The sequence below is a fragment of the Taibaiella soli genome, from assembly GCF_003236175.1.
Taxonomy (GTDB): domain Bacteria; phylum Bacteroidota; class Bacteroidia; order Chitinophagales; family Chitinophagaceae; genus QKTW01.
Genome location: NZ_QKTW01000019.1, coordinates 149,871 through 165,005, shown reverse-complemented (window position 1 = coordinate 165,005; position 15,135 = coordinate 149,871). Strand labels below are relative to the sequence as shown.

10 protein-coding genes are annotated in these 15,135 nt (G+C 43.2%); 6 read left to right on the top strand and 4 right to left on the bottom strand.

Going from position 1 to position 15,135, the window contains the following annotated elements; translation table 11 throughout:
* The first annotated feature begins 564 nt into the window (after positions 1-564).
* Complete coding sequence (locus DN068_RS14765) at positions 565-2,031, top strand: T9SS type A sorting domain-containing protein (protein ID WP_165836408.1); 1,467 nt, start codon at positions 565-567, stop codon at positions 2,029-2,031.
* A gap of 131 nt (positions 2,032-2,162) precedes the next feature.
* The gene (locus tag DN068_RS14760; protein ID WP_123985361.1) at positions 2,163-5,216 is read left to right on the top strand and encodes a S8/S53 family peptidase; all 3,054 of its coding nucleotides are present in this window, start codon (positions 2,163-2,165) and stop codon (positions 5,214-5,216) included.
* 162 nt (positions 5,217-5,378) lie between these two features.
* Here DN068_RS14760 and DN068_RS14755 read toward each other — a convergent pair whose 3' ends face one another.
* Entirely contained in the window at positions 5,379-6,329 is a 951-nt protein-coding gene (locus DN068_RS14755) for a metallophosphoesterase (RefSeq protein WP_123985360.1), read from the bottom strand.
* 145 nt (positions 6,330-6,474) lie between these two features.
* On the opposite strand from DN068_RS14755, the gene DN068_RS14750 reads away from it, so the two are divergent.
* Positions 6,475-8,922, top strand: a complete 2,448-nt coding sequence (locus tag DN068_RS14750) for a TonB-dependent receptor domain-containing protein (protein WP_110999700.1) — start codon at positions 6,475-6,477, stop codon at positions 8,920-8,922.
* A 176-nt stretch (positions 8,923-9,098) separates the two neighbouring features.
* On the opposite strand, the gene DN068_RS14745 is transcribed toward DN068_RS14750, so the two are convergent.
* Complete coding sequence (locus DN068_RS14745) at positions 9,099-9,788, bottom strand: DUF2461 domain-containing protein (protein ID WP_110999699.1); 690 nt, start codon at positions 9,786-9,788, stop codon at positions 9,099-9,101.
* A gap of 385 nt (positions 9,789-10,173) precedes the next feature.
* Between DN068_RS14745 and DN068_RS14740 the strand changes: the two genes are divergently transcribed.
* The 3 genes from DN068_RS14740 (at position 10,174) to DN068_RS14730 (ending at position 12,699) form a co-directional block, all read left to right on the top strand.
* A complete protein-coding gene (locus tag DN068_RS14740; RefSeq protein WP_110999698.1) occupies positions 10,174-10,668 on the top strand; it encodes a DinB family protein in 495 nt (164 codons plus the stop codon).
* Between the two features lie 150 nt (positions 10,669-10,818).
* Entirely contained in the window at positions 10,819-11,157 is a 339-nt protein-coding gene (locus DN068_RS14735; RefSeq protein WP_110999697.1) for a Bor/Iss family lipoprotein, read from the top strand.
* Positions 11,158-11,190: 33 nt separating this feature from the next.
* Positions 11,191-12,699: an FAD-binding protein gene (locus tag DN068_RS14730; RefSeq protein ID WP_110999696.1), complete on the top strand. Its 1,509-nt coding sequence runs from the start codon at positions 11,191-11,193 to the stop codon at positions 12,697-12,699.
* A gap of 198 nt (positions 12,700-12,897) precedes the next feature.
* Here DN068_RS14730 and DN068_RS14725 read toward each other — a convergent pair whose 3' ends face one another.
* Both DN068_RS14725 and DN068_RS14720 read right to left on the bottom strand, forming a co-directional pair.
* Positions 12,898-13,848, bottom strand: a complete 951-nt coding sequence (locus DN068_RS14725; protein ID WP_110999695.1) for an NAD(P)H-dependent flavin oxidoreductase — start codon at positions 13,846-13,848, stop codon at positions 12,898-12,900.
* A gap of 110 nt (positions 13,849-13,958) precedes the next feature.
* Entirely contained in the window at positions 13,959-14,957 is a 999-nt protein-coding gene (locus tag DN068_RS14720; protein WP_110999694.1) for a sugar nucleotidyltransferase, read from the bottom strand.
* Positions 14,958-15,135: the final 178 nt, after the last annotated feature.

Genomic DNA, 15,135 nt, shown 5'->3' with positions numbered 1-15,135 from the left:
AAATACTAATAAAGTAATAGCAGGAAAGGAGACCAGAAGAGGTCTCCTTTCTGTATTTTATAGGGTTGTACCCAGTGACGAACTGCATTCAATACCGTCCGGAAATAGTCTGCACCCTTAATTTAACCGGGTAACAGCTTTGATAGAACCGCCCCTTATGCGGTTATTAACCCAAAAGGATTCCGTTCCCAACCGGGTAGGATCATCAAATTAACCGGGTACCATCTGCTCTTCAACCACCTTGCACTGTGTCTGGTAACCAATAACTGGGCGTTTAAAACCATATTATACTGTTAAAATAACCACCTCTGACCCGGTCCAATTGAGCGATAGCCTGGTTCGGGACGAGGGATAGTTTTATATGGAAACGTCAAATGGTAAGTCCAATAGCTAGGAGTCTTTTATGGTTTATCATTATGGGATATTTTTTCGAATTCTCTGGGATATTTAGCTGTCCTGATTTCTGATTTTCTTGAAATTCTTTCGGGGTGTCGTTCTTGTCGTTATGTCGGTTTACTTTAGCTCTTCGTTAACCCTACAGCCATACCAAAACTATCAATGACCTTGAAAACATTTTTATCTCTAGTCAGTTTTACAATTTTCTTTTTTGTCTGTACGCCGGTACAGGCACAACTTGATTCTTCCTTCGGCAATGGTGGAAAAGTGGTCACAATTATTGATTCTGTTTACAGTAACGCAGAATTTGATGCAATGACTGTTTTTCCGGATGGTAAAATAATAGCATCCGGTTGGGGCGCTGGTGGCCGTTTAATAATAAAGTATTCAGATAGCGGTGTTGTCGATAGCAGTTTTGGCGCTTTTGGCAAACGTATTGATTCTTTTCAGATGAATGGTGCGACCAGTATGGTTGTTCAACCTGATGGGAAAATCCTTACTGGAGGTAAATACCTGGAGCGCTGCCTGCAAAATGGGCAAACTGACGCTGCATTTGGTAGTAATGGCAGAGTTTCGCCTCTTCTCGATATTAATATTCAGATTGCATTAACGGGAAATAAAATTATAGCCGGCGGTACCTATCAAAACGAGATCGTGCTGTACCAGTATAACATAGATGGTAGCCCCGATAGCTCTTTTGGTATTAATGGTACCGTCACTACAAATTTTAATGGCCCGGGAGCTGGTAATTATAACAATATTATGATGCGGTCGTTGCTATTGCAGCCCGATGGAAAAGTTATTGTTTCAGGAGAGAGTTTTGTCACAGCTATTCAGTCAACAGCGTTTATACTGGTACGTTATAACAACGACGGCAGCTTAGATACGAGCTTTAATCGTACCGGCAAAGCCTATACCTATGTGGGCGGCGGCTGGGCCCAATTTGGGAGAGATGCCAAACTGCAACCTGATGGTAAAATACTGCAATGCGGCGCTGGCGGTTTGGGAATAGCACTAGTAAGATATAATACAGATGGCAGTTTGGATACGACATTTGATCACACTGGTATCTGTTCGGTGAATGGAGACTTACATGAAGCACATTGCGTCGCGTTAGACTTATCCGGCAATATCGTCACGGCAGGTATTACAGATAGTAATCAATGTTCGCTTCGCCGTATCAAAACGGACGGAAGTACAGACAGTACGTTCGGTATCAATGGTCGTATACTTACGTTGCTGGATACTATAGCTGTTGCAAATCCGTATAGAGTTAATCTTTTGCATCTTTATAATGACGGACGTATTCTGGTTGGTGGCTATATTCGCAGCGAGCCATTTTTAATGCGTTATCTTTTTAAATCTCATCCATCAGTCATCAAACAACCTGCAAATACTATAGTACATCAGTTGCATGTTTATCCGAATCCCGCAGATGAGTCAGTTACCATAATTTCTCCCCCTACGAATGGAGCGTTGACTATAGTGGATATACAGGGGCATCTTATCACTCAAATGAAGGTAAACGGACAACCACGTGTTCTTAATCTTTCAGAGTATGCTCCCGGCTTTTATTTGATCACTATTAAAGCTTCTGATGGGCAAATATTTTATGCCCGTTTTTTGAAGAAATAGCAGCTAACATAACATATTAACATACCTACCTAATTGAAGTGCCGTTTCGCGGCGCTATAGGATTCTTTTATTCTTTCATTTTTAAAAATTCAAAACCCGTGACTAAACAAGTCAGAAGAAAATTCCTATCCTTGTTACTGCTTTTGGGCAGTTCCCAGCTCAGAGCGGAGCAGACACATTACTACATTACGGTTACTGATGTAAATTATGTGCCGCACTATGATCCTACCCAACATGGTTATCGTTTTAATCAATCCGATCTTAATTTTGGGGCGTCGTTATACAATATCACTGGCTTTTCCCAAGCCTTTCCAAGTTCCAGATTTGAGTTTCTGCGACAGGTTTATTCTGTGTATATCGACGACCCTAATTTTCTGTCTTCCCTTCATCAGAATTATCCCGGCATTTTTGTGAATCCGATGCCTGCGCCAACAGCTGTGCAGTGTTTTACGCCCAACGATTATGGGCTGGTATTTGGAGGTAATCAATATGCGTTAGATCTTATAGGCGCACAGCAAGCGTGGGATGTGACTCTCGGTGACCCTTCCATTCTAGTGGGCATGACCGATGGGTTTGTGAATACCAACCATCCAGAGCTGCAAAACAAAATCAGTAATGTTTACAGTAATAACCCAAATGCGGGCAGTGTAGCAGATCATGGAACTGTAGTGGCGGGTCTTATCGGAGGGGAAACAGGCAACAGTATAGGTCTGGCAAGTATTGGTTACAAAACCATGGTAAATATCAGTACGGATATGACCGATAATGGTATGTTGACTTTGTCTAATGCCGGGATGCAAGTTTTGAATGGCAGCTGGATACAAAGCGGTTTGTCTAACTGCGAAAATGCAGGACAGTTTGATCTCTGGGGCCATGGTTTGGGCCAAGCGGTCTACGATGAAATTTATGAAAACAATACGTTTACAGTATTTGGGGCCGGTAATGGCGACTTGTCAGGTCCTAACGCTGCCGCCGCAAATGCCTGCGGCTCTGATGGCTATTATTTTCCAGCTTCATATGATCATAACTTTTCCGTGACAGCTGTAGGCCAGAAGATTGATGTTGCGGCTGCCAGCAGCAGCAGTGCATCTGTTAAAGACGTACATTATTTAAATCCGTTAGGGACTACGCCACTGTCTACCGTTCATAATAACCGCGTAGATCTAAGTGCACCAGGTTATTACTCTGAGACATTGGATTATGACCCCAGTCCCACTTCTGGTAACCCTCTATACAGTCAGGGGTATTATGGAACATCGTTATCGGCGCCATTAGTAACGGGTACTGCAGCTTTGATGCTGGCTGCGAATAAGATTAATAAACCTAATCCTTGTTTATCGGCCTATCAGTTAGAATATATCCTGAAACAAAATGCAACTCATATTGATCAGATATCTTACAATATTCCATTTGCAGGTAAGTTGGGTGCTGGTAGATTGAATGCGGCCAGCGCCGTAAGTGCTGCAAAGACGTTTGATTGTAACGACCCTGCCACACAGACCATGTATGTAAGCAGCGTAGACATTAATTCGTTGTGTAATCCCGGACAATGGCAGCTCCAATCAGGACAAGGCCCGCAACTTTCTGTTACCATTGCTAACGGCACACCTCCTTTTAGTTACAATTGGGTGCCGGTTAGTAATAATGCCATGCATATCGATTATACCTCTGCTGCCAGCCCGCATATTGATCAGGATCAAGGATGGGGGGCATCTAACTCCGGTTTATTCTATTACGTGCTGCAGGTAACAGATGCTAGCGCGGTACCTAAAGTTGCTTCCAAAGTGGTGAAATTCCAGATGAAAACAAGCGGTTATGACCTGGCAATGAAAGATTCTCCTTACGATATGTATCAAGAACCAAACAATCAGGACGCCGTTGATCCACGCGATTGGGAAATCTGGCACAGTCCAGATATCTGGAATCGTAAAATACAGGATGGTATTACTGCTAACCAAGAGCCCGAATATTTTAGTGGTGGCAATCCAAACTATGTGTATGTGCATATCCGCAACCTCGGTTGTGCTGCTTCGCCAGCTACAGGTACTAACCTGCATGTGTACTGGACCAAAGCCAGTACTGGCGAAACATGGTCTAGTGCATGGACCACCGCTACTGCACCAAGCAATACAACGCCTCCGGGTACTACTGCTGCTGGCGGTGAAATTACCAACAGTAGCACCGGATATGCCTTGCCATCTATCGCAGCCGGACAAGACCTTACAATTGCGATGTCCTGGAATCCGATTAATCCTAACAACTACGCCGGAAGCCCTCAGTCTGTTGATGCTTGTTTGCTGGCGAGAATTCAGGAATCAAACATAGCTCCTTATGGTATGGCTACTGCAGAAGTGGCTAACACTACAACCAATGTGAAGAACAACAATAACATTGTTACTCGTAATACTGCTATTGTAAACCTGGGTCGCTCTCATGCAAGAATTTATCATGAGGTTATTTTCTCTAATGCAGAGTTCGCAGATAAAGGTAGTCAGATATTCAGCCTCCAATTGTTGACTTCCAAAGATATCAATAAGCATTTTGCAGGCAATCTTTCCGATTATATGTACGCCACGCTGACACTTGATCCCGTACTTTTTGATCGCTGGGTTGCAGCAGGTGCTATGGGCAGCTACGGGATCATTGATCCGGAGAAAAAATCAGTTACTTATGATCCGGCTACGCCGCTTCGTCTCGATAATATTTCGTTAGCACCGGGTGAAGCATTCACCGTCGGTATTACTTTCCAGTTCAGAGGTGCCGATGTGCCATCTAATATCGATGACCAACACATTTATTTGCGTCAATTAACAACAGATGCGGATGGCGACCATGTGTATGGAAATGTTTCTTACGATGTACATATTGATACTGATCATCCGGACAATGGTTTGTTCCCTACTTTATGGAGAACAGCTAATTTAACCGCTCCTCAGAGTTTTATCGTTTACCCAAATCCCGCTAATGATTTTGTCAACCTCAACTATACAGGCAAGGATAATGTAATCGCTGATATTGAAATAACAGATATCACCGGTAGACACATCAATAGTATTCCGGCGGTATCATTCCAAAATGGACAATCTTACGGAATCAATATTGCATCATTAGTACCTGGTACCTACATTGTTCATCTGAAAAATAATAAGGGGCTTAACGAATCATATCGGGTTTCCAAATTGTAATAAATAAGAAAGAGTGAAACTTATCTGAGTGTTAGGCTATCGCAAAATAACCACTCAGAATAGGAAAAGGTTGTCTCGGCATTTGAGACAACCTTTTTGCTATTAAAAAAAGCGGACGACTTACGCCGCCCGCCGGACACTTCCCCAATTAATACAGAATCGCTATTGTTTAATGGAGTTGTGGTAAACAATCGTTCCGGTTGTATCGATAAAGTTGAACTGTAGTTCTTTTTCTGTCATGGTAATAGCCGTGAATGCCGGTACACCTGCGGTGAAAGCTGTGAAACTTTCTTTCTGTTTTTCCTTAGGTGTTGGTTTCGCACCGGCGCCCGAAATGATATAACCTGTTTTGCCTGCCGGTGTATGATACTGCATGATGTGATCGTGTCCACAGATATAGGCTTGTACGCCGTACTCTTTGAAAAGCGGTTCCATCGCTTTTTTCAGACTTTCTATTTCGCCAGCCTTTGGTTTCAGGCAATACACAGGATGATGGCCGATCACAATTTTCCATTGCTCTTTTGATGCAGCCAGTGTTTCCTTTACCCAGCGCGTTTGTGCAGCGGTATCCTGGCCGGCAAATACACCTTTATATTTTGGGTCTGTGTAGTAACTATCTGCATATGGATCCGTATCTAAAACAATGAAGCGCACTTTGACCTTATCGCTGATATTTTTTACAAACGTGTAATAGCGCGCAGGCATGTTCCAGTTTGGATTTACTGTGTGGTATTGCAGTTCTGCATCTACATTACCGCGATAATCATGATTACCCAGCGCCACATACCAGGCGCATTTTTTCGTAAGGTCTTTGTAAACGTTTTCATAAGAAAGCTGCCAGTGCTCATCTTGTAAATCTTTTACGCCGTCTTCGTAGAAATTATCACCTACTGTCAGAATCATCGATGGTTTGTAAGCAGCACTTTGTGTAATCATTTCATTTGCCACGGGAATCTGCGAGCCACCGCCTTTATTGCCCCAGTCACCCAACACGAAAAATGAGAAACCATCTTTTGATTGATGTGCTGTTTTATTCGTGGAATGGCAGGCAGTAAAAAATGCTGCGCCGGCCAATGCCGGGAGCAGATTACGGAATATCTGTTTGGGTATCATGCTTTGTTTTTTGCGAAACCAGTTTAAAACCGGACGCAAGCTTGCCGGCAAATCTGTACGAAAACTGTAGAATGGGGGACGGAAACCAAAATTTCTCCAGAATGTAACATTAGCATTGCACTGGTTTTAGAAATTGCGATCGAAGATGAAAATTTTATTGAGTACAGTAACGATGTTATTGCTTTGTTTGCAGGCAGTTGCGCAGGGGAATGGCAAGATTACAGGTAAGATTTATGATGCGGCTACCAAACAGCCGATTGAATATGCAACAGCAACTGTAGCAGATTCCAAAACAGGTAAAGTGGTGAACGGTGGTACTTCCGATACCAAAGGATTGTTTGTTGTGACCGACTTACCCAATGGTAATTATTCCGTGTACATCGATTTTATGGGTTACAAACGAGATACGCTTGCCGTGGTTCTGAATAGTCAGAATCAGGTGGCAATGCTCAATACTATCTTTCTGCAATCATCGCAGCATATGCTCAAAGCGGTGAATATCGTGGCGAAGACGCCGGTGGTGGAAAACAAAATTGATAAGATCATTTTTAACGCTGCGAATGATGTGACCTCACAAGGTGGCGTAGCATTAGACGTACTGAAAAAAGTGCCGCAGGTAAATGTGGATGTGGACGGTAATGTAGATATTCTCGGTAATACCAATATCCGTTTCCTGATTAATGGTAAACCATCCAGTGTGTTTGGTAATAGCATTACAGACGCGCTGGCAGCGATTCCGGCGAGTCAGATTAAAAGTATAGAAGTGATTACCAGTCCGGGTGCGAAATATGATGCGGAGGGAACCGGGGGCATTATCAACATAGTACTGAAGGATAATAAAATGCAGGGCATTAACGGTAATGTAAATTTATCGGGTGGTACGCGCTTGCAAAATGGTTCGGTGAATCTGAATATTCGTCATGGTAACTGGGGCATCAGTGCTTATGTAAATGGCAATGCCCAATTAAATTCCCGCACATTGAATTCGCAGGACCGTACATCGACAGATACAATCAATAACACTACCTCGCGTCTTTTACAAAATGGCTACACCGATCTGCAACGACATGGTTATGCAGCCGGACTCGGCATGGATTGGAGTATCACGCCGAAAGACAATATCACAGCATCCTTGAGCTACAACTATTTTTCAAACAGCAGCCCGGGTTATACATCGCAGGAGCAAACAACTTATGACGCAAGCGGTGCTTCTCTTTCTGATGCGTATAGCTCGCGCAATTTTACCAGTAAATTTCATTCCGGTTCTACAGACTGGAGCGTCGGTTATAAAAAGACATTCGAGCGGAAACAACAAGAGCTGGATGTATTGTATAGTGCCAGTTTCGGAGCGAACCATTCCAACTACTCGCAAGAGCAGACTTATACTGGAATGGAAACCCCTTTTGCAGGTTCATCGAGCATTAATCCGGGAACAGATTATCAAACAAATATCTCCATAGACTACACACAACCGGTCGGGACGACACTGATACTAGAAGGCGGTGTAAAAACAGTACTGCAGCATATCAACAGTGACGCCAGCGTAGAAACACTGGACCCATCGTCTAACGAATATCTGTCGGATCCGACACAATCCTACAGCATGAAATACGATCGTCATATTTATGCCGGGTATCTTTCTTCAAATTTTACGTTGTGGAAATTTCTGGATGTAAAAGCAGGTGCGCGTTTCGAACATACAGATACTAAAATTGATTTCGCAAATACGAGCATTCCGTCGTACAATACTTTTGTGCCTTCATTGATGTTTGCGCATTCACTGAGTGAAGGACAAACATTAAAGCTTACTTATTCGCATCGCATCGAACGACCAGATTATCGTGAATTGAATCCGTTTGTAAACCTGAGTGATCCGTACAATATTACGACCGGCAACCCGCAGCTGAAGCCGGAAATAGGGGATAATTTCGAACTGGGTTACAGTCGTGGTTTTAAGAAAGGAGGCAATATTTATGTGGCATTAGTTTATCGTAAAAATACAGACGACATCAAACCTTACACTACATTTTATACCGATTATCCGGTGGGTGATTCTGTGTACCACAATGTATCAGTTACCAATCGACAGAATATTGGTGAAGAAATCAGAGCGGGTGTCAGCATCTCGGGATCGCTACCGATCAATAAACTGAACTTGCGTGCCAATATCTTTTTATCCAACCGGAGAATCATAAATCAGTTTGCCGATGGCGCCACCACCAATGGTTTCGATGGTCGCTTTAATCTGAATGCGAGCTATCAGTTCAATAAAGATTTCGTGGCAGAGGCGTTTGGAAATTACAATTCATCGGTGCATAATATTCAGGGAAAGACACCGCAATTTTTCACTTACACATTTGCATTGCGCAAGCAATTCTGGAATCGCAAAGCAAGTCTGGGTATTACCGCAACCAATCCGTTTAATAAATACATCAGGCAGGTTACTACAATTACCGATGCCAATTATGTTTCTTACAGTGTACGCGAATTACCGTATCGTTCATTTGGCTTGAGCTTTACCTACAAATTCGGCAAACTGGAAATGAAGAAAGCGAAAGAAGAAGACTATCAAATGCAAGATCCTAACCAGTAAAGGGCGACCGAGCTAATCAAAAGACAATGACACCTTGATTTAGCAATAGTCCTTCAAGTCTGGCTTTGAACCATCATGCCCCTACTTTTTTATGCCAAAAAAGTAGGCAAGAAAGGGCAGTCTAAGCCAGATCATCGTGCAGGGCGTCCTCCTCCTTCGGAGGAGTTAGAGGAGGCTTACTCCCCATTTCCATCCGTTGTCAAAGCCATGCTCATGTAATCAAAAAGCGGGCGCATATTTTTATACGTCTGATTCGCTTGTTCCAGGAAATCCGGACTCATTACTTCTTTATCAGAGAAATGGCGAATGAGCAGGTATTGTTTGAAGCGCAGCAGATCAACAGCTTCATGTTGTTTGTCGAAACCTTTAGGAGCTGTTTTTAGTTGTTCCCCTTTTAATTCACCGAATGTGTTCACAAAAGATTTACTCTTCAATATTTTTTGCAGCGGCGCCGGATCAAAAGCAATATCATCGCGAACACGTTTCAGGTCATCATTATTAGGTGCCCAGAAACCGCCTGCAATAATACTGTTGCCCGGCTCAATATGAAAATAGTAACCACCGCGGCGGAATTTAGTGGCACGTGTAAAGCCGCCACTCCAGTTGGTTTTATACGGAGTCTTATCCTTCGAAAAACGTGTATCTCTGTAAATACGGTGTAATGCTTTTTTGCCAGACAAAGTTTCTATCTCATCATGCTTGCTTAACGCTTGTAACAGGGCGTCTGCAAAGGCTTCTATCTTTCCGGTCTCGCGCAGATAAAGATCTTTATGTTCATTAAACCATTCCCTGTTATTGTTCTTTTTCAGTGTATTCAGAAAATCGAAAGCAGAGCGGTCAATCTGTATGGTGTTTTGTTTGGCCATAAGCAAAGATAACTTAAAGCTCAAAGCCTAAAGCTGAAAGCTTGCGCGCTTTTGTCAGTTTGATCGGGGTCGAAAGGGCGTGTGTGACTTCGATTCCGCTCAAAAATTAAAATCCGAATTGTGAGTTGTGAATGGTCAGTTGTGAGCGGTTGGGTTATGTAATAATATGGTCATTTCGACGGCAGGAGGCATCCCTGCAAATAAGGTTTCCAGTGTAATGTCATCAATACCTGCATCGTTCTGCTCAAGCTATAGGTTTTGCACTTTAGGCTTTAGGCAAAATATTTATTGCCGGGAAAAACTTGTTGACATAAGGCTGTCACTAACCGGTTTTTACTTTGTATCAGAAATCAAATCTCATAAAAACTAAAAATTGCTTAGACAAATGGAAAACAAGACTATGACTGCGCAAACAACAACAGTGATGACTGCTGCTGAATTTCTGGAACAATGGCAAGGTCACCGCAGACTGACACGTAAAACCATTGAAGCATTTCCGGAAAAAGAATTCTTCAACTTTTCCATCGGTGGTATGCGTCCGTTTTCAGAATTGGTAAATGAAATGATGGAAATGTGTGGCCCTGGCATTTATGGTATTGTAACAAACGAATGGAAAACCTTCGGAGGACAAGCAAAAAGCACTACCAAAGAAGAAGTTTTAAAACAATGGGATGAAATCACCCGTCAGATCAATGATTTGTGGGAACAGATTCCTGAAGGTCGTTTCCAGGAGGTACAGATGGCATTTGGGCAGTATGAAAATCCCGGCTTTAAAACCATTCTGTACTTCATCGATAATGAAATCCATCACCGTGGTCAGGCATTTGTGTATCTGCGTGCATTGGGTATTCAGCCACCAATGTTCTGGGATCGCTCTTAGTTTAAAGCACAATAATTTGTTTGTTTTTGATTGAATGTTGTAGAGACGTAGCATGCTACGTCTCTACGCGCGTTTGGATAACACCCAAATCAGCGATCAGAAAAGCAGACATCAGCGATTCTTTTGTTATATTTAATAAAAGATTAATCCATGTATTCCCGCGGACTCATCACCACATTGTTCCTTGGCTGTTGTATTTTTCTGAGCAGTTGCTATTCCTATCGTGTGGCAACACATGCACAGCCATCCACCGACGATATTTATCCGAACCATAAAAAAGTCTATAGCCTGTTTTGGGGGAATGTCAACAACCCGCAGATTATACAGACGCCTGTTTGTGACTCGCTGGGTGTATTAGGCGTTTCGGAAGTACGATTTAAAGTGGGTTTCGGAAACGCACTGCTGTCAGTGGTTACATTAGGTATTTATTGCCCTGCAACCGTTTATTGGAAGTGCTCCAAACCTTGCGCTATTACTGATTCACTGTAATTCAATTTTTTCAACAAGCCACATCATCCGTTTATGAAAATCCTGAAACACGGTCCGCTTACCTGGAGCAACCAGCATTTAAACATCACACAGCCCGTTGCAGATTATTATGATCTCGCGAATGAAACCGTTGGCTCGCCATTGCAGATTTATAATGATACCACCAAAGGCATTCAACAAATTATTAAAGACGCGATTGCGAAAAACACAACGCTGCGTGTTTTGGGAGGAAACTGGTCGTTGTCGCCTATTGCTGCAACTAAAGGGATTCTGCTGAATACAAAACTGCTCAATATCCGTTTTACGATCACGGCAGCCAGCGCTTCTCCGGCATATAAAGGAGATCCGCGAAAACTTTGTTTGGCGCAGTGTGGGACCGGGATTTGGGAACTGAATGATTTTTTGCATCAACGTGGATTGTCTTTATCCGCTTGTGGTGCAAGTAATGGTCAGACGATTGCAGGCGCGATTGCAACGGGTACACATGGCGCCGCCATTGGGTTTGGCGCCACGCAAGATGCGGTAGTTGGTTTGCATATTATCACAGGACCAGATAAACATATCTGGTTGGAACGCGCGTCTTACCCGGTTTTGATTGATTCATTTGCCGATAAATTAGGTGCAACACTCGTACGTGATGATGAAGTTTTCTACGCAGCTTTAGTAAGTTTTGGTTCATTTGGTTTTGTGCATGGCGTGTTGTTGGAGACAGAAGACGATTATTTACTGGAAGCGTATTTACGTCGTGTGCCTTATGACGCCTCCTGGACGCAGATGGTTACCGCGCTAGATTTTAAAAATCCGAAGCTTCCTTATACCACCGAAAAGCCTTTCCATTTTCAGACGATGCTGAATCCGTATGATCTCGATAAAGGTGCTTATTTAACCACCATGTATAAACGGCCTTACCGCAGCGATTATACACCGCCAAAGCCAAATGGCGCAGGCATTGGGCCGGGTGATGATGCGCCGGCTTTTATCGGCAAAATTTCCGACATGTTGCCAGGTGCTATTCCAATTGTTGCTAATAAAGTATTGGCATTGAGTCTGACACTTTACGAAAAACAATTTGGGCGCCTTGGCGAAATTTTCAATAACACTACTATTTGGGGAAAGGTGTCCAGTGCAGCGATTGGGCTTCCGGTACAGCAGGTGCAGACAGTAGCGACCGTGCTTATTGACATTAATAAAACAGCCGGACCATTTGCCGGATTGTTTGCATTCCGTTTTGTGAAATCTTCCAAAGCAACAATGGCATTCACGCATTTCGATCCCGTGAGTTGCGTGCTGGAGCTGGATGGTGTACAATCGCAGGCCACGCAACAGTTTTATACAGCAGTTTGGAATCGTTTAGAGCAACTCAATATTCCGTTTACTTTTCACTGGGGAAAAATGAATGAGCTCAATCCCGTACGAATGAATAGAATGTATGGCAATAACCTTACTCGTTTCCTCGCAGCCCGCGCAAAAATCATGGATCCCGCTACTATAAAGGTTTTCAGCAATGATGCTATGAAGCAATGGGGAATCGATACTATTTGAGATTGAATATTGGCGATTTGTGATTGCTCTTGCTGTCTGCGCTCGTTTCTTTTGTGCAGTGTATAAAAAATGAAACAGAAAAGGTTCGCAACTTGCGAACCTTCTTTAAAATATTTTTGGATTGACCATTCACCATTGACGTTTGACCTTTCACGTTTGACGCACAAATCAGCCATCAGCGATAAAAAGGCTTTAGGCTTAATACTTAAAGGGATGCTGCGTCGTCGCAACAAATTCCTCCCAAACATCCGCTACAATCTGGCCGGCAGGTTTAATATCGTGAATGATGCTGCTTACTTGTCCGATTTCTAATTCGCCTTCATGCAGATCTCCTTCAAACATGCCTTTCTTGGCTCTTGCACGGCCTAGAATTTCCTGAAGTTCATCTGTAGTAGCACAACGTTCCTCAGCCTCCTGAACACGTTTAAAAAAGTCATTCTTGATGAGACGAACCGGCGTGAGCCTTTTCAATGATAACATCGTATCTCCTTCATTCGCTGCAACAATCGTTTCTTTGAATGCCTGATGACTTGATGCTTCCGGGCTACACACAAAACGACTGCCCATTTGCACAGCTTCAGCGCCTAACGCCATCATGGCAAACATCGCACGACCAGTTGCAATACCTCCCGCGGCAATCAGCGGAATTGTAATCGCTTCGCGAACAGCAGGAATCAAACAAAGCGTCGTTGTTTCTTCACGGCCGTTATGGCCACCAGCTTCAAAACCTTCTGCTACAACTGCATCAACGCCGGCTTCTTCACATTTACGTGCAAATTTTGCGCTGGAAACTACATGTACCACTACAATACCGTGTTCTTTCAGCTTTGCAGTCCATGTTTTGGGATTGCCTGCAGAAGTAAAAACGATTGGAACTTTTTCTTCGAGAATGATACCAACGTGTTCTTCAATGTTTGGATACAATAACGGGAGATTTACTGCAAAAGGCTTGTCTGTAGCTTGTTTACATTGCTGAATGTGCTCCCGTAAAATTTCAGGATACATACTGCCCGCACCAATAATGCCGAGTCCGCCGGCATTGCTTACTGCAGATGCGAGCTTCCAGCCCGAAGCCCAGATCATGCCTGCTTGTATAATCGGATATTGAATGCCGAATAATTCCGTAATACGGTTTTTAAATCCGTCCATTGTAGTTTTCGTTGAAGTTGATCATTGGTAATAATGATCGGTAAAAAAATAGCAGAAAGTGCAAAGCTATTTTGCTTTACGCTTTCTGCTTTAGACATTGAGCTCGAAGTTTATCCAAGATCGATCTCTGTATTATCCCCGATATTGAGGCTTTGGCTCATACCGCGCACAAAGGCGTCGTTGCCGATAATTGAAGAGTGGAGCACCACTTCTTCTAATTGCGCATAAGAGCCGATAATGGAATCTTTAATGATAGATGCGTTAATCGTCGTGTATTCACCGATCGTTACATTCGGCCCGATGATGGAATGCTGAATGTTGCAGCCTTCGGCAATATTTACCGGCGGAATAATCACCGTTCCGTTTTCAATGTACTGCGTATAATCATTACGGCCATCGTCCAGTTGCTTGAGCAGCGTGGCATTGGTGGTAAGCAATGTTTCTTTTTTACCGCAGTCAAACCAGTTGTTTACCCGGTATGCATCAAAGCGGATGCCGACTTCAATCATTTGCTGTAAGGCATTGGTGAGGTGGTATTCTCCATCGTCATCAGCACGTTTGTACAGATGTTTATCCAGTGCGGCAAACATTGCATTGGTCTCTTTGATGTAGTAAATACCCACCATTGCCATGTTTGATTTTGGGATCAATGGCTTTTCCACCACTTTCTGTACATGATCATTGTCGTCTAGTTCTGCCACACCAAAACTGCGTGGGTCATCTACTTTACGGACGCCGATCTGAGATGTTTCTTTATTTAAAAATTCCTGCACATTGTAGTCACAGATTGTATCGCCCAGCACGATGAGTACTTCATCATTGCCAATAGCTTCACGCGTCAGCCAAATGGCATGACCCGTTCCGCGACGATCATTCTGAGTGACCAGTGTGTAGGAAAGATTTGGATAAGTTTTGGCGATATAGCGCTGAATCTTTTCACCGAGATAACCGATGACAAATACAAATTCAGTAACGCCTGCATCTAGCAACTGGTCTACGATTACACTCAAAATAGTTTTGCCTGCAATCGGAATCAGCGCTTTTGGCTGCGTGTATGTGAGCGGTCTTAATTTGGTGCCTGCTCCGGCAACCGGTATAATTGCTTTCACAAAATCTCTTTTTGGTGTGATAATCTTCTTCGGCGTTTTCTTATAAAACGCGTATCACTTTTTTTGATGTGTGAAAATACTAAAATCGAATGGCGTTTGGATCGCTGATGGCTGATTTCCTGATTTCACCAATAAAAAATAATACAGGCGAAACCAATGCTTGAAAAATCAGACATCA